The 20,781-nt window shown below is 62.1% G+C and carries 18 protein-coding genes; 7 read left to right on the top strand and 11 right to left on the bottom strand.

The window, feature by feature from the left end; translation table 11 throughout:
- Nucleotides 1-24 precede the first annotated feature (24 nt).
- The 3 genes from J2887_RS16120 to J2887_RS16110 form a co-directional block, all read right to left on the bottom strand.
- Nucleotides 25-699, bottom strand: coding sequence for a hypothetical protein (locus J2887_RS16120; RefSeq protein WP_227172117.1), 675 nt, complete (start codon nt 697-699; stop codon nt 25-27).
- 91 nt (nt 700-790) lie between these two features.
- Entirely contained in the window at nt 791-1,357 is a 567-nt protein-coding gene (locus J2887_RS16115; RefSeq protein ID WP_227172116.1) for a phosphatase PAP2 family protein, read from the bottom strand.
- Nucleotides 1,326-2,540, bottom strand: coding sequence for a glycosyltransferase family 4 protein (locus J2887_RS16110; RefSeq protein ID WP_227172115.1), 1,215 nt, complete (start codon nt 2,538-2,540; stop codon nt 1,326-1,328). Before J2887_RS16110 ends, J2887_RS16115 begins: the two co-directional genes overlap by 32 nt.
- Nucleotides 2,541-2,952: 412 nt before the next feature.
- On the opposite strand from J2887_RS16110, the gene J2887_RS16105 reads away from it, so the two are divergent.
- From J2887_RS16105 to J2887_RS16095, 3 genes are all read left to right on the top strand, one after another.
- Nucleotides 2,953-3,270 carry a hypothetical protein gene (locus J2887_RS16105; protein ID WP_227172114.1) on the top strand — a complete coding sequence of 106 codons (318 nt, stop codon included), beginning with the start codon at nt 2,953-2,955 and terminating at the stop codon, nt 3,268-3,270.
- 210 nt (nt 3,271-3,480) lie between these two features.
- A complete protein-coding gene (locus J2887_RS16100; protein WP_227172113.1) occupies nt 3,481-5,700 on the top strand; it encodes an acetyl-CoA hydrolase/transferase C-terminal domain-containing protein in 2,220 nt (739 codons plus the stop codon).
- Nucleotides 5,700-6,158 carry an FKBP-type peptidyl-prolyl cis-trans isomerase gene (locus J2887_RS16095; protein WP_227172112.1) on the top strand — a complete coding sequence of 153 codons (459 nt, stop codon included), beginning with the start codon at nt 5,700-5,702 and terminating at the stop codon, nt 6,156-6,158. The genes J2887_RS16100 and J2887_RS16095 overlap by 1 nt, the downstream gene beginning before the upstream one ends.
- Nucleotides 6,159-6,179: 21 nt before the next feature.
- Here the strand turns inward: J2887_RS16095 and J2887_RS16090 are convergent, their stop codons facing one another.
- Both J2887_RS16090 and J2887_RS16085 read right to left on the bottom strand, forming a co-directional pair.
- Nucleotides 6,180-6,980, bottom strand: coding sequence for a lysophospholipid acyltransferase family protein (locus J2887_RS16090; protein WP_227172111.1), 801 nt, complete (start codon nt 6,978-6,980; stop codon nt 6,180-6,182).
- Between the two features lie 35 nt (nt 6,981-7,015).
- Nucleotides 7,016-7,780, bottom strand: a complete 765-nt coding sequence (locus J2887_RS16085; protein WP_227172110.1) for a GNAT family N-acetyltransferase — start codon at nt 7,778-7,780, stop codon at nt 7,016-7,018.
- A 392-nt stretch (nt 7,781-8,172) separates the two neighbouring features.
- Here J2887_RS16085 and J2887_RS16080 point away from each other — a divergent pair, with 392 nt between their 5' ends.
- Together J2887_RS16080 and J2887_RS16075 are read left to right on the top strand one after the other, a co-directional pair.
- Nucleotides 8,173-8,910: a response regulator gene (locus J2887_RS16080; RefSeq protein ID WP_227172109.1), complete on the top strand. Its 738-nt coding sequence runs from the start codon at nt 8,173-8,175 to the stop codon at nt 8,908-8,910.
- 54 nt (nt 8,911-8,964) lie between these two features.
- Nucleotides 8,965-10,542 carry an ATP-binding protein gene (locus J2887_RS16075; RefSeq protein ID WP_227172108.1) on the top strand — a complete coding sequence of 526 codons (1,578 nt, stop codon included), beginning with the start codon at nt 8,965-8,967 and terminating at the stop codon, nt 10,540-10,542.
- Between the two features lie 196 nt (nt 10,543-10,738).
- Here J2887_RS16075 and glpD read toward each other — a convergent pair whose 3' ends face one another.
- Together glpD and J2887_RS16065 are read right to left on the bottom strand one after the other, a co-directional pair.
- A complete protein-coding gene (gene glpD, locus J2887_RS16070) occupies nt 10,739-12,304 on the bottom strand; it encodes a glycerol-3-phosphate dehydrogenase (protein WP_227172107.1) in 1,566 nt (521 codons plus the stop codon).
- Nucleotides 12,305-12,403: 99 nt separating this feature from the next.
- A complete protein-coding gene (locus J2887_RS16065; RefSeq protein ID WP_227172106.1) occupies nt 12,404-13,165 on the bottom strand; it encodes a DeoR/GlpR family DNA-binding transcription regulator in 762 nt (253 codons plus the stop codon).
- Nucleotides 13,166-13,264: 99 nt separating this feature from the next.
- Between J2887_RS16065 and glpK the strand changes: the two genes are divergently transcribed.
- On the top strand, nt 13,265-14,746 hold the full coding sequence (glpK, locus tag J2887_RS16060; protein ID WP_227172105.1) for a glycerol kinase GlpK: 1,482 nt from the start codon (nt 13,265-13,267) through the stop codon (nt 14,744-14,746).
- Nucleotides 14,747-14,831: 85 nt separating this feature from the next.
- On the opposite strand, the gene J2887_RS16055 is transcribed toward glpK, so the two are convergent.
- Nucleotides 14,832-15,899: an ABC transporter ATP-binding protein gene (locus tag J2887_RS16055; RefSeq protein ID WP_227172104.1), complete on the bottom strand. Its 1,068-nt coding sequence runs from the start codon at nt 15,897-15,899 to the stop codon at nt 14,832-14,834.
- 6 nt (nt 15,900-15,905) lie between these two features.
- A complete protein-coding gene (gene argF / locus J2887_RS16050) occupies nt 15,906-16,820 on the bottom strand; it encodes an ornithine carbamoyltransferase (RefSeq protein ID WP_227172103.1) in 915 nt (304 codons plus the stop codon).
- A gap of 369 nt (nt 16,821-17,189) precedes the next feature.
- Between argF and grxD the strand changes: the two genes are divergently transcribed.
- Nucleotides 17,190-17,516, top strand: a complete 327-nt coding sequence (gene grxD, locus J2887_RS16045) for a Grx4 family monothiol glutaredoxin (protein WP_227172102.1) — start codon at nt 17,190-17,192, stop codon at nt 17,514-17,516.
- A gap of 108 nt (nt 17,517-17,624) precedes the next feature.
- On the opposite strand, the gene J2887_RS16040 is transcribed toward grxD, so the two are convergent.
- Entirely contained in the window at nt 17,625-18,488 is an 864-nt protein-coding gene (locus J2887_RS16040; RefSeq protein ID WP_227172101.1) for an energy transducer TonB family protein, read from the bottom strand.
- A gap of 47 nt (nt 18,489-18,535) precedes the next feature.
- Nucleotides 18,536-20,755, bottom strand: coding sequence for a DUF1631 domain-containing protein (locus tag J2887_RS16035; protein WP_227172100.1), 2,220 nt, complete (start codon nt 20,753-20,755; stop codon nt 18,536-18,538).
- Nucleotides 20,756-20,781: the final 26 nt, after the last annotated feature.

Raw genomic sequence — 20,781 nt, 5'->3', positions numbered from 1 at the left:
TGGGTCACTCTGGCGGTTTGATTGTCAGGGCTGACCCATGGTCTGTTCACGGGCCTGCTGCAATCGTTGTCGCAGGTACTGATCCCGGGTCAGGTTGCCCGGGAACGACTCCATCGCCATCACTTCCGCCACGATCGCCCGTTCCTGTGTCTTGTACTGATCAAACTGCGGAGTGGGCTGGGACGCCCAGGCCTGCCGCTGTTGCTCGCCCTGTTGCCGGTAATGGTTCACCAGTGTCTGCGCCTGGCGCTTGCGCTGCTCCGGGTCGGCCTCTGTCAGATTGAGCAGCGCCAGCTTCACCATCAGTGCTTCCGGTGCACTGACTTCGCCGACCTGCTCATAGTCCGCCAGTTGTTGACGCACAGCCGCGGCCTGTTGCTGGCGCTGGCGGTCGGTCAGTGTATCGGCTTGATCAAACAGGCTGCGGACCCGGTCCTGGAACGCCAGGCGATCACCCAGGGCCTGGGTGCGGGGATCGTTCAGCAGCGCCTGCTGTTGAGGTGTCAGTGGCTGGTCGGGCAGTTGCGGTGGCTGTGCGCCGGCGGCTGTCGACGCTGCCGGTGCAGTCGTAGCCGAAGCTGGCGTTGATGCGGACGTCTCGCCAGCGAGGGGGGCGGGGGATTCGGTGTTCCAGGCCCAGGCCAGCAGCAGGGCGCTGCCGCAGCCGGCCAGGGCAAGGGCGGTTAGGGGCATCTTCATGATTGGCACCTGGGGCGTCTCGATTCCTTGAAATCCGTCCCGCAAGTGTAGTCAAGATTTGCCCGGGTGCTGTTCCCGTGCGTCTTGGTACTCAACCAAACAGTGTCAGAAACGGTTCGGCCAGGCCGTGCCCTGCCAGCAGGCCCAGGGTCATGCCGATCAGGGCGCCGGCGGCGACATCGCTGGGGTAGTGCAGGCCGAGAATAACCCGGGATGCGGCCACCGACAGGGTAAAGGGCAGCAGCAGCCACGCCAGGCCCGGTAACAGTACGGCCAGCAGGGTATTGAAACAGACCGCGTGCAGGGTGTGGCCGGATGGGAAGCTGTAGCGGTCCAGTGGCGGCGTCCCGCAATTGATGGTGGGGAAGGAGATAAACGGCCGCTCCCGGATCAGCCAGCGCTTGAGGCCCTTGTACAGCAGGGTGCAGGTCAGCCCGGTGGCCACCATCAGCAGGGCGATGGCGAGCCCCTGTTCCGGTGCCAGCAGGGGCAGGGTGAGAATCAGTGCGTACCAGAACCAGCCGTCGCCCAGGCGGCTGACCACCTGGAAGTAGGTCTGTACCGGGCGAAAGCGTAACGACCGGTTGATGGTCTGGCAGAGGGCGTACTCGCGTTGGTCGACCGCGTCAAAGAAGCGGGATGCTCTGCTTGATGGCATGATATTTGGCCCTGTGTTGCTGGTTCAGTACCAGTTGTTCGAACTGTTCGATCTGGGAACTCCAGTTCAGGTCCAGCGCGTCGAGACGCGCCTGGGCCCGCAGCCGGCTCAGCAGGGTCGGCTGGTCCACCAGTTTTAGGGCGGCGTCGATGAAACCGTCGTCGTCATTGAGGTCGGCCTTCATCCCGTTGCCCTCGTGGCGGATGTGCTCGCTGGCGGCGGCGTCGTCATAGGCCACCACGGCCAGCCCGCTGGCCATGGCCTCGGTGACCACGTTGCCGAAGGTATCGGTCTTGCTGGGGAACAGGAAAATGTCTCCGGAGGCGTAGTGCCGGGCCAAATCCTCTCCCCGCTGCATGCCGCAGAACAGGTAATCCGGATGGCGTTCCGCCAGCCGTCGCCGCAGCGGGCCATCCCCTACCAGTACGAACTTGCTGCGGGGATGCAGATTGCGGATACGCTCAAAGCAGGCGGTGGCCATCTGCAGGTTCTTCTCCGACGCCAGCCGGCCCACGTACAGCACAACCCGATCGTGTTCGCCCACGCCCCAGTGCTTGCGCAGCGCCATGTCCCTCTTGTGGGGAGCAAAGCGGTGACAATCCACGCCCCGACTCCAGAGACCGGTCGGGTTCACGCCCATGGCCTGTACCATCAACTGCATCTTGCGGGTTGGTACCAAAGTAACTGAGGTGCGGTTGTGGAACCAGCGGCCGTAGCTGCACAACAATTTTTCCAGGAACCCGGCGCCGTAGTAGCGGCTGTAGGTGTGGAAGTTGGTGTGAAAACCGGAACTGACCGGAATGCTGAGCTGACGTGCGGCGTTGACCGCCGTAACCCCCAATGGCCCCTGGGTGGCGACGTAGATGGCGTCCGGTCGCTGCTCCCGCCACAGGTTCACCAGACGGCGACTGCGGGTGACACCAAAGCGCAGGTCGGGATAGCCCGGCAGCGGCAGGCCGGTCACCACCTGTTCCGAGGTGAACAGCGCCTGGCCAGCACTGGCGACGGCCCCGGCCTGCTCGTGGCGCTGACGGGGGCGCACCACCGAGACCCTGTGCCCTTGCTTCATCAGCCCCTGGCAGAGGTGTCTGAGGGTGTTGGCCACACCGTTGATCTCCGGAGGAAAGGTCTCAGAGACGATGGCGATGTGACGGGGGCGGGTGGTTTTCGGTGTATCTGTCATGCGCTTACCATGCCGGTGGTTCAGGCGGGTGATGGTTGTCCAGGCCAAACCGGGACTGGTCAATCTTTCACCGTGTTGTCATTCACTATGGGCGTCCAGTGTGACAGTCGCGAGACACTCCGGTGACATTCTGTTTACCCGCCAGCCCTTGCCATACGGGGCCTGGAGCGACATGAAACGGTTCTGAAATCTGGCTGTTGGATACTGTTTTGCCGCGTTGGATGCCGGCCCGGCATCCGCCTGGTTACAGTCTGAAATAGAACCACTGCAGTCGGTGACCAAGTGCTTGCCAATTCACTACAGGAAAGCGAGGCAAGTGTGCTCTTTTTCACAGATATCCAACGCGTCTGGATTAGACTTTAGGCGTAACAAAACCTACAATTCGAACCGTCAATTAATAGCTAGGCTATACATGGTCATTCGTCTGTTTCTCGCCTTACTGGTACTCAACATGCTTGCGTTCGTCGTTCGCGCCGAAGCTGCCGACGCCGTTGAGTTGAACAAGGAGCCGCGACCCGACAATGTCTATCTGCTTCAGGAGCAGATGTCCGGCGACTTTGAACGAGACAACACGGATGCTGTCACCGAAATTGGTTCCCGGCTGCTGAGCCTGAGCCTGGTCAGTCGCCAGGACCAGGGCCGCCGCTACGCTTCCGAAGCGATCCGTCCGGATCACGGCGTGGCACTGCTGGAAGAAGGGGCCTGCCTCAACTTCAAGTGGAACTTCTGAGATCGGCGCTCACTGACCACGGACGGTTTCGCTCAGCCTGTTCTTCCTGATTTCCCTCCCTGCTTTACCCCTACTCGTTTTTTCGCCGCCGCTGTGACTGCGTAGCAACACCAGAATTGACCTGTTTGCCCTGACCAATCGCATTGTCTGGGGTTGTGGATCGTGTGATGATCGCAACCATCCGGCGAATCGCACGAAAGGGAGACAGCGATGGCAGAAGGGCAGCAGAAGAGGGCACCGTCGGTTTCGGCCGATACGGAAGCGTGTGTTGATGCAGTGATCGAGCGGGTGGGACGGGACATTGTCCTGGGGCTGCCGCTGGGTCTGGGCAAACCGGTGCTATTCGCCAACGCGCTCTATCGGCGAGCGCAGCAGGATTCCACCCTGAACCTGCACATTGTCACCGCCATCTCGATGCTGGCCCCGCGGGGGGCGTCGTCACTGGAGAAACGCTTTCTGGACCCCTTTGTCCAGCGCCTCTACGGTGAGATTCCAGAGCTGGAGTACGCCCGCGATGTGGTGAATCGGTGCTTGCCAGACAACGTCAGAGTTTCCGAATTCTTCTTCAAGGCTGGCAGTTTCCTGGGAGACCGGCAGCAGCAACAGAACTATGTCTGCACCAACTACACCCACGCCGCCCGTGACCTGCTGGCGATGGGGGTCAATGTGGTGGGGCAGATGGTGTCTCCCCATGACGACCCGGAGCAGCCGCTGGTCAGCCTGAGTTGCAACCCGGATCTTTCCCTGGACTTGTTACCGGCATTCCGTGAGCGCGCCGAGCAGGGGCAGCCCGTGGCTCTGGTGGCGGAGCTCAACCGGCAACTGCCGTACCTGGGGCGGGACGCCGAGGTGCCGCTGTCGGAATTTGATCTGGTGCTGGACCATAAAGCCTCCGACCACCCCTTGTTTCCGGTACCGCAGATGGCCGTTAGCCTGGCAGACCATGCCATCGGGTTTTACGCCAGTACCCTGCTGCGGGATGGTGGAACCCTGCAGGTAGGCATCGGGTCGCTGGGAGCCGCCCTGGTTCACAGCGCGATCCTCCGTCATACCCGTAATGACGCCTGGCAGGCGCTCTACCGTCGTATCCATGTCGCCGGCCGCCAACCGGCGGCGGTGCGTGACGGCGGCACTGGCCCCTTCGAGCAAGGGCTGTACGGCTGCAGCGAGATGATGGTGGACGGCTTTGCGCATCTGATGAAAGCCGGGGTGCTGAGCCGTGAAGTGTACGACCACGCCGGGCTGCAGGAGCTGGTCAACGCCGGCGAGCTGGAACCCACGGTGTCACTGGCCACCCTGGATACCCTGCGACAGGCAGAGCTGATTGACTCGCCCCTGCGTGCCCGTGACGTGCAGTGGCTGCAGCGTTACGGCGTGCTGCACGAAGACGTGGTGTTCAAGGGTGGCCGTCTGGTGGTGCGTGACTACACCCTGGAGCCGGACCTCGACAGTGATGAGGCCCGGACCCGGCTGGCCGACCTGGCCCTGGGGGACCGCCTGCGCGGTGGCGTGGTGATGCACGGCGGCTTTTACCTGGGGCCGGCGGACTTCTATCAGGCCTTGCGGGAGTTGACACCGCAACAGCGTGAGCGGATCTGCATGACCAGCGTCAACTACATCAACCACCTTTACGACCATACCTTTGGGAATCAGCGACTGAAGGCGGCCCAGCGTCGGGACAGCCGCTTCATCAACTCGGCGATGATGTACACCCTGGGCGGCGCGGCGATCTCGGATGGGTTGGAGGATGGCCGAGTGGTCAGCGGTGTTGGCGGGCAGTACAACTTTGTCGCCATGGCCCACGAACTGCCGGGTGCGCGTTCGATTCTGACCCTGCGAAGCACCCGCACCAGCGCCGGCCAAACGGTCTCCAACATTGTGTTCAGCTACGGCCACTGCACCATTCCCCGCCACCTGCGGGATCTGGTGGTCACCGAGTACGGCATTGCCGACCTGCGGGGGCGCTCCGACCAGGAGGTCTACCTGGAGATGATCCGCATCGCCGATGCCCGGTTCCAGCCGGAGTTGCTGAAACAGGCCAAGAAGGCCGGCAAGGTGGCGGCGGATGTGGAGCTGCCCGAAGCCTGGCGCCAGAACACGCCGGAAGCGCTGAAAGCGGCCTTTACCCCGGAGGGCGGCGAGAACCTGTTCCCGGCCTTCCCGTTCGGCTGTGATTTCACCGACGAGGAGCTGGTACTCGGCAAAGCGCTGAAGCATCTGAAAGCCGCAACGGCAAGCCGGCGTGGTAAACTCGCGACCCTTTGGCAGGCGCTGAAAGCCTCGGAGTCGCAACCGGCGCTGCAGCCCCTGCTGGAACGCATGGGCCTGGAGTCTCCCACCACCTGGCGGGAGAAGCTGGATCAGCGTCTGCTGATCCTGGGCCTGACACAGACAGGCGCGGTCAGCGCCCTGGAGACCAAGACATCGTAATGCAGAAAACCGCCGTCTATACCGTACATTACCGGCTCAAGAACCCAGTCGGGGAAGTTGTGGATACCTCAGAAGGAGGTGAGCCGCTGCGTTTCCTGATGGGCAGCGACAACGTCATCAAAGGCATTCAGGAAGCGGTTCGTGATCGCGGGCCAGGCGACTGTCTGGAAGTCACCATTCCACCCGCCATGGCCTACGGTGAACACAACCCCGAGCTGGTGCGCAAGGTTGCGCGATCCGCCTTCGAGGGCATTGAGGACCTCAAGGTGGGAATGAAGTTCCAGACCAACACCGGCGAGGAAGCGCAGGTGGTGAAGGTGGTGGCGATCGATGGCAACCTGGTGAAAGTGGATGCCAACCACCCGCTGGCGGGGCTGACGCTGTATTTTGATCTGGAAATCATCGACCGTCGTGAGGCCACCGAGGCCGAACTCGAGGCCGGCCACCCGCTGACCTGATTCCGGCGTTGCCGCCCCGTCTCAGGGCATCATCGCCGACCCGGCAGCCCCGGCCTGGCCGCTGGCCTGGAGACCGCCGGCCTGGTGGATCTGGTGCAGGCCATCGGCGACGGTCTGCTGCAGTTGGGCGGCAACCGTTTCGATGTCGCTGTCCTGGCTGACCGTAACCGGTGGGTGGTAGATCACCGCCACTTCCACCGCCGGCTGGCGCAGCATCCGCAGCAGGTGGGTGTGGAAATCATCGTCGCCGATGAACGGCGCCAGATGATCCGGCAGGCCATTGCGCAGATAGCCTATGCTGATGGGCTGCAGCGGCCGGCCGCTTTCCACCGCCGCTTTCAGCAGCCGGCCATGGAAAGGCAGCACGGTCAGACCAGCGGTGGTGGTGCCTTCGGGAAACACCAGCACCGACTGGCCGGCGTTGAGGGTGCGGGCAATCTCCTCCCGGCTCTGGCCGGCCTTGCCGCGTCCACGCTGAATGAACAGCGTGCCGGCCTGGTGGGCCAGCCAGCCAATCACGGGCCAGCGTCCCACCTCGGCCTTGGACAGAAACCGCAGCGGCGCCAGTCCTCCCAGCACGGGAATGTCCGACCACGAGATATGATTGCTGACAAACAGCGCCGGGGCCTCGGCAGGCTCGCCCCGATGGCGCAGGCGGAAGCCCAGGCAGCGGCCGGCGCCGGCAAAACAGAAGCGGGCGTAAGGCGTGCGGTCCAGGGGCCGGCGCAGGCACCACTCAGTCAGCGATACCGCTACCGCCACCAGAGCGGTGAAGCCCAGAAACAGCACAAACAGCAGTAACCGCACCGTCAGTCGAATCATGCCCATATTGGCTCCTCCCTTGGTTCCGGATGACGTCAGGCCTTGGCCTTGCGCATGAAGTGGCGGCTGTAACGATCCGCCAGCCTGTTCACTTCCAGCATCACCAGCAGATCGGCACAGCGGAAGTCCGGGTCCCAGCAGGGCTCACCGCAGACCCGGGCGCCCAGGCGCATGTAGGCCTTGATCAGTGCCGGAGGCTCCACTGGCCGGTCTTCATTGATCGGATGGGTGAGATGCGGCAATTCACGCTTGGGCGTTACCCGGCAGCTGTCGTCGGCGAGGTACTCCTGCTGCAGGTAGCGAGCGATCCGCCAGGCTTTCAGACCGCCGTCAGACATGCCGATGCTGGCGCAGCCAATCAGGTAGTCGACCTGGTGGGACACCAGGTACTCCGCCACCGAGGCCCACAGCAGGCTGATGGTGGCGCCGTTACGGTAGTCCGGGTGAACGCAGGTACGACCCAGTTCGGCAACCGTGCCGGGCAGCTGGTAAAGGTTGTCGAGGTGGAACTCGCCCTCGGAGTAGAAACCGCCGGCCTGGTCGGCGCTGCTGCGGTGCAGGATGCGGGTGGTGGCTACCAGGTGGCCGGTGTTCTCATCGGTGACGATCAGGTGATCGCACCATTCATCGAACTGGTCCGCATCCAGGCCTGGCGTGCAGCTGCCAAGGTCGGAGTCGTACTCCTTGGAGAAGACGTCGTAACGCAGCCGCTGGGCGGCTTCGACCAATTCCGGCTGGCGGGTGATCACGGTCTGCAGTCGACGTGCCGAACGAGGTGCGCGAGCGGTTTGTACGGTCATGGCGTTGTCTCTTTGTTTCCATTTTCAGACAAGGCTATGAAGCGGCTGTGACAGCGGGATGACCTGGTGGTGACGGGACTGTGACATCCGGATGGGCTGTGACCGGGGTTTCATTAATGTCACTCGGTGTAACGTTTCCCCGGTTCCATGTATATTTCTGAATAGCATGTATAATTGCTGTTACAGGGCGTTGCCTGTATGGTTTTAGAACTTACTTGAGGAGCCTGCTGCCAGGCTCTGAGCCATGAACAGCTGTTCCGGGAATGAGACAATCTGGCCCGGAATGACCTGTGCAGTCTTTGGATGTCACCGGGGTTCCGGGCGAGTCCGGGACACCACAATAAACCGGGCCCACGATTCACGAGAGCCCGTTCCGGAAATCAATATCAGAGATGGATGGCGTGGAACAGACGAATGAGAGTTGGCGTATCCTCATAGTTGAGGACGACGAACGGCTGGCGGACCTGACCCGCGAATACCTGGAAAGCAACGGGCTGACGGTAGCCATAGAGACTCACGGCGGACACGCGGTGGAGCGTATCCGCAACGAGCAGCCGGATCTGGTGGTTCTGGACCTGATGCTGCCTGGCGAGGATGGTCTGTCCATCTGCCGGCGGGTGCGACCGTTCTTCTCCGGCCCCATTATCATGCTGACAGCGCGCACGGATGACCTCGATCAGGTCCTTGGCCTGGAGATGGGTGCCGACGACTACATCGGCAAGCCGGTCCAGCCCCGGGTGCTGCTGGCCCGCATCCGCGCGTTACTGCGCCGGGTGGGTGAAAGCAGCAACAATGGCGCCGAGGCGGAAGCGGGCGAAGAGCCGGTAAGGCTGCAGTTCAATGATCTGGTGGTCGACCGCTCGATGCGTGAGGCCTGGCTGGATGGCGCCAGCATCGATCTCACCAGCGCCGAATTCGACCTGCTTTGGCTGCTGGCCAGCAGTGCCGGCCGGGTGCTCAGCCGGGAAGAAATCTTCACCGCGCTGCGGGGAATCGAGTACGACGGCCAGGACCGCTCGATCGACGTCCGGGTGTCCCGTATCCGGCCCAAGATCGGTGATGATCCGGTTCATCCCCGGCGCATCAAGACCGTTCGCAGCAAGGGCTATCTGTTTGTAAAGGAAGCCTGATTGATACCGACAGCGCCGGCCGGAGGCCGGCGTTCCTGCCCCGGGTTGGTCCCCATGCCCCTGAAGTTTTTCCTCAAGTTGTACCTGCGGCTGCTCGGACTCACCGTTGTTGTGCTGCTGCTGTGTTATGGCCTGTTCTCCGGCATTAACAGTGTCCGCCTGCAATCCTGGCAGGAGCAGTACCCGGAGCCGCTGTTGCGATGGCTGGCGGCGTTGCCAAACCCTCAGGACTCCTACCACTGGCTTGGCCAGTTACACGACTTCCGGGTGGTGCCACCTGAAAACCTGACGCTGTCATCGGTGACCCTCGAGCGCTTGGGGTATGGCCAGGTGGTGGCCCTGGAAACCAGTCTCGGGTGGCGAGTGCTGGTGCAGGGGCATCACGGCATGGTGCTGGAACTCCAGTTGCGGGACAGCTACCGGGAAGTGGCCGAGTCGATGGCCTACATTGCCCTCGCGCATCTCAATCAAAGCCTGCCGGAACAACGTCAGGAGGTAATGGCGCGGCTATCCGAGACCCTGGCGATCACCCTGGCCCCGCTGGACGACGACGCCATGCTGCCAGCCGACGACGTGCTGGCGCGGGTGTCTGAACGCGGGCTGGCGTTCTACCGGCCTCACGATGACAGTGATGCGGCCACCATCCTGCTGCGATTGCAGGATGGCACCCTGGTAACCCTGTCTCTGCCTGCGCCGTTTGACCCCTGGCACTGGGGCGTGTGGATGCTGATGCTGGTGCTGGTGTCCGCCGTGCTGGCGGCGGCCCTGTGCCTGCTGATGCGGGATGTGGACCGTAACCTCCGGGCGGTGGAATCGGTGGCGGTTCGCATCGCCCGTGGTGAGTTGGGTGCCCGGGTTGAGCAGAACGGTCGAACTCAGGTCTCCCGTCTGGCCAACGCCTTCAATGGCATGGCGGAGCACATTCAGCGTTTGGTCGGGGTGCAGCGGGAGATGATTCATGCGGTGTCTCATGAGCTGCGTACCCCGGTGGCCCGAATTCGCTTTGGGGTGCAGATGCTCGATGGCTGTAACAACTCCGAGATGCTGCAGAAACAGCTCGACGGTATTGATGGCGACATCCAGGAGCTGGATGAGCTGATTGATGAGATTCTGACCTACGCCCGTCTGGAGCAGGGCGGGCCGGTATTTACCCAGGTGGAAACCTCGGTAACGGATATCGTCCGGCAGGTGGTGGATGAGCAGCAACTGATCCGCCCGGAGACGGTGATTGAATCGGACATTCCCGAGGCCTCGGAACGCTGGGCGCTGTCAGACGTGGAGCCTCGGCATATTCACCGGGCGATCCAGAATCTGGTGGGCAATGCCGCCCGTTATGCCGATGGCAAGGTGCGGGTGGTCTGCCAGCTGGATGAGTCCAACTGTCGGATTGATGTGGAGGACAACGGCCCGGGCATACCGGAAGAGGACTGGGAGAAGGTGTTTACCGCTTTCGCCCGGCTGGATGACAGTCGTACCCGGACGTCCGGCGGCTATGGTCTGGGGTTGTCCATCGTTCGTAGAATTCTGTACTGGCATGGTGGCCAGGCGTTTGTCAGCCGCAGCGACGATCTCGGTGGTGCGAAGTTCAGCCTGGTATGGCCCCGCAAGAAGCCGGTGGACTCACTTCTGTGACGGCTGTACCGCTTAATCACCCGTTGTAACAAAGGGATACACAACCTCCACTGATGGCCGGGGCTGAAGCAGCGATACTGACAGTGTAAGGGATGACTTTTGAGGTTGTAGTTCTTACGAACTTTCCTTGTTTCATTCGTCATTTTAAGGGCTGGATCTTTCCAGCCCTTTTTTTATGGCTGTTTTTTGCTGCCAGTCAGCCGCACTGGTCATGCGCTTCGGGGGCAGCGGTTTCACCCTGATGGTTCGTCATCCACTGCCCCAGCCTGTCTACCTGCTCTGTGCTCAGCCGCAGCCCCAGCTTGGTCCGGCGCCACAGGACATCCTCCGGCGTTCTGGCCCACTCCTGGTCCATCAGGTAAGTCACTTCGCGCTCGTACAGCGTATCGCCAAAATGCTCGCCCAGTGCCGTCAGCGTCTGCCGGTCTCCCAGGAAGCGAATCGCCAGCAGGCCATAGCTGCGGCTGAACCGGCGGATCATGGCGTCCGGGAGTCCCGGGTAGAGACTGCGCAGGCACTCCAGAATTGCCGGTCGGGTATGGATCTGGCGGGTGGCGCCGGGCAACGCCAGTGACTCTGTGCGCGAGGCGGCCAAGGTAGGGAACCAGGGCCGCAGCTTTTCCACCGCCGCCAGCGCCAGCTTGCGATAGGTGGTGATCTTGCCACCAAAGATGCTTAACAGCGGCGCCTGTTGCGGATCGCCCTGAATCTCCAGAGTGTAGTCCCGGGTGATGGCGGATGGATCACTGGATTCGTCGTCCAGCAGCGGGCGCACGCCCGAGTAGCTGTGAACGATGTCTTCCCGCGCCACCTGGTGAATGAAATGCCGGTTGACCACCGCCAGCAGGTAATCGATCTCTTCGTCGTCGATGGTGACGTTGCCTGGATCTCCCTGATATTCCTTGTCGGTTGTGCCGATAAGGTTGAAGTGGTCCTCATAGGGCAGCACAAAGACAATCCGCCGATCACTGTTCTGGAGGATGAAGGCGCCTTCCTGGTCGATAAAGCGCGGCACCACGATATGGCTGCCCTTGATCAGCCGGACGCGATGCGGGCTGGGTTGTTCCAGGGCGTCATCGAACAGCTTGGTAGCCCAGGGACCGCTGGCGTTAACCAGTGCACGGGCGTATACCGTCTGGCGTTGGCCGGAGCGGGTGCCCGCCAGCGCCACCGACCAGAGCGCTTGCTCCGCCAATCGCCGGGCTTCAACGCAGCGGGTATCCCGCAGAATTCTGGCGCCCTGGTTACGGGCGGCCTGGGCATTGGCCACCACCAGGCGGGCGTCGTCTACCCAGCAGTCTGAATAGCTGTATCCCTTCCGCAGATCCGGAGCGAGGGGGCCTGTGCCGTCAAATCGAACGCTGCGGGAGCCTGGCAGGGTATCCCGATTGGCCAAGTGATCGTAGAGAAACAGCCCCGTGCGGATCATCCAGCCTGGTCTCAGGTGTGACTGGTGGGGCAGGGTGAAGCGCAACGGATTAACCAGATGAGGGGCGATGTTCAGTAGCACTTCCCGCTCTGCCAATGCCTCCCGCACCAGGCGAAATTCGTAATGCTCAAGATAGCGAAGGCCGCCGTGGATCAACTTGCTGCTGGCTGACGAGGTGGCGGAGCCGAGGTCGTGCTGTTCGCACAGCAGTACCTTGAGACCGCGGCTGGCGGCGTCGGCGGCGATACCGCAGCCATTGATGCCGCCGCCGACCACCACCAGGTCGTAAGTGTCGGTAACCGTGAGAGGGGGCGCTGAAGCGTTGGTGGTCATCAAAATCCTACCCAGATATTCGTTTCCGAAAACAATCTGAGCGAATTTTAGGCGTTTTCCGTCGATTTCATCAAGTTAAATTTTCGTTTCCGAACGGTGTCAGTTCGCAATAACCAGCTTTACCCCGGCCTGAGCGATGGTATCGCTCAGGCGCTGGTGAGGACGGCTGTCGGTAAACAGGTGGGTGGCCTGGGAGATATGGCCGAGCCGGATCATGGCGTTGCGGCCGAACTTGGTGTGGTCGGCGGCCAGGTAGACCTGACGGCTGTGTTCAATGATCGCCTGGGCCACCCGCACCTCCTGGTAGTCGAAGTCCAGCAGGTCGCCGTCGCCGTCAATGCCGCTGATGCCGATGATGGCGATGTCCACCTTGAACTGGCGCACGAACTCTTCCGTGGCTTCCCCAATGACACCGCCATCCCGATTACGGACCATGCCACCGGCGATGATGACGGTGAAATCGTCGCGACTGCAAAGAATGCTGGCCACATGCAGGTTATTGGTGATCACCGTCAGCCCCTGTTTCTCCAGCAGTGCCTTGGCAATGGTTTCGGTGGTGGTGCCGATGTTGATGAACAGCGAGCTGTTGTCCGGCACCCGTTCCGCGATGGTGGCGGCGATGCGCTGTTTTTCGTCCAGGTTGCGGATGCGGCGTTCGGCGTAGGCCAGGTTGCGGGTGCTGGCGCTGAGCCCGGCGCCGCCATGGTAGCGGCGCAATCGACCGGCCTCGTCGAGGGTGTTGAGGTCGCGACGGATGGTTTGCGGTGTGACGTTAAAGTGTTCCGTCAGAGCTTCGATGGTCATGAAGCCCCGCTCTCCAACCAGTTCGACGATCTGTTCGTGACGGGCGTTAAGGGTCATTGCAAGGGTCCGTTCTGTGACATGGGTGCCGGTTTTTGGCTAGGCTAGCGATAACAGCTTCATTATAATTTTCGTTTTCGAAAATAAAAGGATCATTCCATGCCCACCTATCTGCTGGCTATCGATCAGGGAACCACCAGTTCCCGGGCCATCATCTTTGAACGACAGGGGAAGACCGTGGCGGTTGCCCAGCAGGAATTCCGGCAGTTTTTTCCCCGCGATGGCTGGGTGGAGCACGATCCCCGGGAGATCTGGGAAAGCAGCCTGGCCGTGTGCCGTGAGGTACTGGCGACGGCGGGGCTCGAGGCCTCTCAGCTGGCGGCGGTGGGCATCACCAATCAACGTGAGACTACCATTATCTGGGACCGGAAAACCGGTGAGGCGATCCATCCGGCCATTGTCTGGCAGGATCGGCGAACCGCCAATATCTGTGCCGGCCTGCGGGCCCGGGGACAGGAGAGCCGGGTTGTGGAGCGTTCCGGACTGTTGATCGATCCTTACTTTTCCGCCACCAAGATTGCCTGGATTCTCGACGAGGTGGAGGGCGCCCGTGCGCGGGCCGAAGCCGGGGAGCTGGCGTTTGGGACCGTCGACACCTGGCTGCTGTGGCATCTCACCGGCGGCCGTTCCCATCTGACTGACGCCACCAACGCCTCCAGAACGGCGCTGTTCAATATTCACCGGCAGGAGTGGGATGATGACTTGCTGCGCCTGTTCCGGGTACCTCGGACGTTGCTGCCGGAGGTTCGCGATTCCGCGGCAGACTTTGGTCAGGTGGGTGCCAGTTTGCTGGGGGCCGCTGTGCCGGTCGCGGGCATCGCCGGTGATCAGCAGGCAGCTCTGGTGGGACAGGCCTGTTTTGAGCGCGGTATGGCCAAGAGCACTTACGGTACCGGTTGTTTCCTGATGCTCAATACCGGGACCGAGCCGCTGCGGTCGGAGAACCGGTTGCTCACCACCGTTGCCTACCGGTTGCAGGGGCAGGCCTACTATGCCGTGGAGGGCAGCATTTTCGTGGCCGGTGCCGCCATGCAGTGGCTGCGGGACGGGTTGCGACTAATCGATCACGCCAGCGAGTCCACCGCGCATGCCGAGGCTGTCGGGGCCGAGAACCCGGTGTACATGGTGCCCGCTTTCACCGGGCTGGGCGCTCCCCACTGGGACCCCAATGCCCGCGGTGCCATTCTCGGGCTGACCCGGGATACCGGCATTGCCGAACTGGTGACGGCCGGTTTGCAGTCGGTGTGTTACCAGACCAAGGACCTGATCCGGGCAATCCAGAACGACGGCGCCCGGCTGCAGGAGTTGCGGGTGGACGGTGGCATGGCGGTCAATGACTGGGTGATGCAGTTTCTCGCGGACATTCTCAATGTGCCGGTGGACCGGCCGCGGATTACCGAAACCACCGCCCTGGGTGCGGCTTACCTGGCTGGCTTGCAGGTGGGGGTGTACCAGGGGCTGGACGACATCGCCGAGCTGTGGGAGCGGGAGCGGCGTTTCCAGCCGGCAATGGCCCCGGGCTTGCGGGAGTCTCTCTACGCCGGCTGGGAGGATGCGGTGGAGCGGGTGCGCCACCATTAGTGCCTGTTACGCGGGTAGTGCCTTTTAAGCGGGGACCACGAAGGATCTCTCAAAACGCCGGCCCCTGGCGCAGAGGTTTTGGGGCTCAGCGTTCGAAGGCGATCAGGTGCTCCGCTTCGACCCGCACCGGCACCTGCTCGCCCAGATGGAAATCCAGGTGGCTGCGGAACAGGGCGTCGAACTCGGTGTCCTCGGAAACGCGGAAGCGATACAGAGTGGAAGTGCCGGCGAAGGTTTTCTCGATGACCTTGGCCGTCAGCTCGGAGTTGGCGTCGTAGACGATGTCATCGGGGCGGATCAGCACATCCAGCAAGGTGCCTTGGGGCCAGTTATAGGCCCGATTGCCTTCAATAACGCCCAGTTCCGACTCAATGGTGTCCGGGCCCAGCGCCCGCCCGGGCACAAATCCGCCCTGGCCGACGAACCCGGCGACGAAGCGGTTGGCCGGTTCGTGGTACAGGTTGTAGGGAACGTCCCACTGCTGGATCTGACCGTCTTTCAGTACCGCGACCTGGTCACACATGGCAAAGGCTTCCTGCTGGTCATGGGTGACCAGAATGGCGCTGATGCCAAGGCTTTTGAGGATTTCCCGCACATCCAGGCTGAGGCGTCGCCGCAGGTCGGCGTCCAGGTTTGAAAACGGCTCGTCCAGCAGGATCAGGGTGGGTTCTGGTGCCAATGCCCGGGCCAGGGCGACCCGCTGTTGCTGGCCACCGGAAAGCTCGTGGGGGTACTGCTGGGCCAGGTCCTGCAGGTGAACCAGTTCCAGCAGTTCCCGCACTTTGCGTTCCCGTTCGCCGGCCGCGAGCTTGCCGAGGCCAAAGCCGACGTTGGCGGCGACGGTCAGATGCGGGAACAGTGCGTAGTCCTGGAACACCATGCCAATCCGTCGCTGCTCCGGAGGCAGTGCCCGGCCCGGCAGGCTGATGGTGCGGCCATCGAGCCGGATTTCGCCGGCGCTCAGGGGCAGGAAGCCGGCCAGTGCTCGCAGGATGGTGCTCTTGCCGCAGCCGCTGGGGCCCAGCAGGCAGCCGATGTCACCGTGGCCGAGGGCAAAGTGGATCGATTTGACCACGGCGCCGTTGTCGTAGCCGCAGGCCAGATCGTCCACTTCCAGCAGCCAGGCGTTGTCGCCGCGATGCTTGTCGGTCATGGAAGATCAGTCCAGGGTGCCGAGAATCAGGAATTCCAGCAGGGCTTTCTGGGCGTGCAGGCGGTTTTCAGCCTCGTCCCAGACTACCGAACTGGGGTGCTCCAGCATCCCTTCGGAGATTTCCTCGCCCCGATGCGCCGGCAGGCAGTGCATGAACAGGGCATCCTTGTCGGCAAGCGCCATCAGCTCGGGGTTGACCTGGAAGCCGTTGAACGCGGATTCCCGCGCCTGTTGTTCCTGCTCCTGCCCCATCGAGGCCCAGACATCCGTTACCACCAGGTTGGCGTCACGGCTGGCTTCGCCCGGGTCTGGGCAGACGGTCACCCGCTCACCGGCCTTGGCGAGCAGCGTGCTGTCCGGCTCGTAGCCGGCCGGGCAGGCGATGCGCAGCTGGAAGTCGAACTGGATGGCGGCGTTGATGTAGGAGTTGCACATGTTGTTGCCGTCGCCGATCCAGGTCACGGTGCCGCCCTGAATGCTGCCCCGGTGCTCGCGGTAAGTCTGCATGTCGGCGAGCAGCTGGCAGGGATGGTAATCGTCAGTCAGCGCGTTGATTACCGGGGTATGGGATGCGGCGGCAAAGCGCACGGCGGTGTCGTGGGCGAAGGTGCGGATCATCACCGCGCTCACCATGCTGGAAATCACCCGTGCTGAATCCTCAATCGGTTCGCCTCGGCCCAGTTGGGTGTCCCGCGGAGACAGGAACAGGGCTGAGCCTCCAAGCTGGGTCATGCCAGCTTCAAACGAAACCCGGGTTCGGGTAGAGGACTTTTCGAAGATCATGGCCAGTACGCGGTTCTTGAGGGAATCGCGGGTTTTGCCCTGGCGCCAGGTGTCGCGCAGGTGGCTGGCATGGTCCAGCAGATCATTGAGTTCGCTGGGTGACAGGTCTTCGAGGGTCAGAAAGTGTCTTACTGCCATGTTGACGGCCCTTGTTGGTTCCCGGAGGCATCGGCCCGGGCGTGCGGGTTCGGCCCCCTGGTGGTCCTGAGTCAAATAGCAATAGAGGCCGGCGTGCACGTTAGGCACCGGCCATGGCCAGGGGGACTTAAGGGGGATTCCATGGTGGCCCATTTCTGGGCAGGTTTCAGAGTCTATCCGGTAACCCCGGGGAACACAATGTGATGCTCTGGCGGGATACCAGCGCAGCCGATTCGGGGTTAATCGGAGGCTTGCTTGGTGCTGGTTCTGGTGGGTGTGTACAATAGAAGCAAATCCGCCGGTGTTGGCGCTGAGACCGCTCAGGTCCGTGGCGTCACATCGGCCCGAAGTGAATGATGAGGAGTGTTCATGGATATCAATGAAACGATCAAAAGCCAGTTGGATGAGAACCCGATCATCCTGTACATGAAGGGCACTCCCCAGTCGCCCCAGTGTGGCTTTTCCGCCCGTACGGTGCAGGCCCTGATGGCGTGTGGTGAGCGGTTTGCCTTCGTGAATATTCTGGACAATCAGGAGCTGCGTGAGGCGCTGAAGGTCTATTCAAGCTGGCCCACTTACCCGCAACTGTATATCAACGGTGAGTTGGTGGGTGGCTGCGACATCATTCTTGAGCTGTCCGAGAGTGGTGAGCTGGAAACCATGGTCAAGGCTGCGTCAAAGCAGGCCGAAGCCTGAGTGATCCCCATGGGCCGGGCACTGCCTGGCCCATCTCTTTTCCCCGTCTTGCCGACAGCCTCGTGTCCCGTCTAATGGCCTCCGGGCCTGATCACCCATCCTTGTTGTTCAGAGCCGTTCTGGCGTAAACACGATCTTCACCCGAAACCGGTTGCCCTGCTGATTTCCGCTCGGCGGAGCCGGGTAGGGGCTGGCGTTCAGTGCGCCGCGGTAGGCTGCCCGGTCCGCCAGATCGTTGCCGGAGGACTGGGCGACGTTTGCCGCCATCAACGCCCCGTTGTCCAACAGGTTCAGTTCCAGCTCCACCACCATCAGGCGATCCGTCCGCACCTGCAGGTATTGCCGCGAATGCTCGGAGATGCGGCGGGCCAGGGCGGCTTCGTAGGGCGACTGCTGGGTAATGTCCCCCAATTGGGTAATGGTCGCTTCCGGCTCGCTGGGCGTCGCAGTCGGGCTGGTGGTTGCGGTCGAGGGTTGTGAGGGTGTTGCCGGAGCGGAGGCTCGGCTCTGGCTGGCGCTCGGCGCCGGCGCAGATCGGGGGCTGCGGGTCGATGTCGCCGGTTGCCGTTGAGATTGAGTGGGCGGCGTCGGCGACGACGTGTCTTTGGGATTGCTGCCTCTGGTTTGCGTTTGCTCAGATTGCGGTGGTGCTGCGGATGATGAGGCGGCGCGGGTGGTCACGACGGTGGCGGGCCGGCTCGGGGCGGCGTCGGCAGCGGTGTCTGTCGGTCGCGCGGGTGCTGGCGCCAGCTCCGGTGTTGCTGGAGTTTCCTGTTCCGGTTCGAGAGCGGGTGTGGCCGGTTGCGGGGTGGCCGTCAGGGTGACCTGCAGGGTCCGCAACTCGGGGATGGTTGGTGTGGTCACCGGAGGCACCAGGGTGGCCACCAGGGTGTGCAATAAAAGGGCGATCGAAACCGCCAGTCCAATCCGGTAGTTGGCCGGAAGGACTGTGTGGCTGGCGGTGTCAGACATTGAGGTAACGATACTCCGAGTAACTGCTCATCGTAACCAGTGAGTGTTCAGGCCTGGGCGGTATGGCCCCGCAACGAGCCCACCACCGCATCCAGTGCCCGGTCGATCAGGGCGCCCTGTTCAAGCACGGTCAGTCGACCCCGTTGCAGTTCGCGAGCGAGGTCGAGCCGGGATTTCTCCACCACTTTCAGACCCATGCGGTTGACGAATACGAAGCTGTCCGCTTCCTCGATGATGGCCGTAAGCTTGCAGCGGAAGCGGGCGCCATTGACCAGCCCGAACTCCACCCAGGTCCCGATGGTGAGTCCGTCTATCACCGTGACATGCTCCGCGAGTGCTGCGTCGTCCTGAGTGGCCTGCTGGGTAATCTCGCTGGGTTCGGGCTCTGACGCTTCGGGTTCCTCTCGGCTCTGGCCGCGGGCCTCGGCGAGGGCGTGGGCGCGGAACGCCTCGGTCAGCTCATGCTTGAGCTCGCCCATCATGTCATCCAGCTTGCTGGAGTTATAGGACACTTCTTCCAGCCCGGCCCGAAGTGACTTGAGGAGCCCGGGTACGACCCTGACCCACTGGTCCCGGTCATTGTCATCCTGTTGTGGGTGCAGGCACCAGATCAGGTCATCCACCACCCGGACCACGCTGTTCCAGCGGTTCTCGATGTCGTTGCGCAAGTAAGCCAGAAACATGACCCGGCTCCAGCCGTTGGTCAGGATGTCTCGCACCGTGTCCGGTATGGGCTGATGCGACAGCTTTTCCTGCAGCAGTTTATCGACGGTTTCCTGGGCCTTGCGGGACTTGATCCGTCCGCGCTCGGATTCCCGGGTGCGCTGCTCGACAAGTGATGCCTTGCGGTTTTCCCGAGCCAGGAACTGATCGAACTCTTCACCCAGTTGTTCAAACAGGCTGATGTCACCCTCGAACTCTTCCAGAATCCGCAATACGATGTTGTGGATCTGTTCGTAGAGTTTATCGCGGCTCTTTTCGTCGCTCTCACTCCAGCCTATGCCGGCCTTGGCCAGGGCATTAAGTAGTCGTCGGGCCGGGTGGGTGGCTTTGCTGAAGAAGGATTTGTCCTTGATCACCACTTTGAGAATGGGGATCTGCAGACGACTGATCAGGACCTGGATGGGCGCCGACAGGTTGTAGTCGTCGAGGATGAACTCGAACAGCATCGACACCAGATTGATCAGATCCTCATCCATCTCGTTCAGCGCCGGCTTCTTGCCTTCCGCCGGCTGAGTGCGACTGAGCAGCTGTTCCATCACCTGGTGCAGATCCAGTACCACGGGTTCGCCGGCACTGAGGTTGCGATGGCTCAGGTCCCGGGGCGGCTGTTGCAGGTGGTTCATTAACTGGAACAGCTCACTGGTGCCGATGACCTGAATGGTGGGGTCGGCGGCTCTGGGCATCTGGCCGCTGGCGGCCCGGTGCCGGCCAAGCAACTGGCGGATCTGCTCGAACAGAACCTCGTCTTCGTACTGAGAGGCGCTATCGCCGGTAACCTGCTCACCCACGCTCTCCGGGGAGCGGGCGGTGCTGGCACTGGTGGCTGTCGAGGTGCCAGAGGTCTTGCTGTGATAACGGAAATTGGGGATAACGCCGGCCTGGACCAGGATGCGGTTGGCTTCATCCAGCAGCATGCCCAGGTTGGACACCACGTAGCGGTCAAACTGCTTGAGGACAATCAGTCGTTCCCGGATCTGGATTTCCAGTACCTGGGCGGCCTCGACAAACGCGGCGCACAGCAGCTCCGGCGCCAGAGGATTTACAGGCGTGTCGTCGTTGGCGTCGGGGTAGACGCTGGAAAAACGGGTTTGCAGTTGCAGTAGTGGCCCCTGGAAATGAGCGCGGGACTTACTGACCATGGCATTGAGGGCGACCTGCTCTTCCAGCTCCTCGTTCTGAACCAGGGACAATGAGTCTGCATTGGACTGCTGCTGCCCTTCGGGCTGGCTGAAAGGTGTGGCGCCGATGCGGGGTGGGTGGTTGAACAGTTTGACCACCGCGCCCTGGAAGTGCTTTTCGATGCCCTTGCGCTTGATGCGGATTTCACGCATCGCCTCAAAATAGCGGTTTTGCTCATTGTTGCTGCGGGCGTTGTTGGCCAGCTCGAACAATGAGTCATCAACGGCGTCAAACGCGCCCTGCAAGAGATCTCCCAACCCGGCAGACACCGTATCGCGAATGCGAACAACCTCGCTGGGCAGCCCGTTCTGGCTGCCGGCGTCCTTGCGCTCGTGGAGATAATGTATGCCGGACTGCTTGTTCATGGCCGACTCCTGTTACGCCTCAACCG

The organism is Marinobacter sp. CA1 (assembly GCF_020546665.1).
Lineage (GTDB): Bacteria > Pseudomonadota > Gammaproteobacteria > Pseudomonadales > Oleiphilaceae > Marinobacter > Marinobacter xestospongiae.
This window is presented reverse-complemented; position numbering and strand designations above follow the sequence as displayed.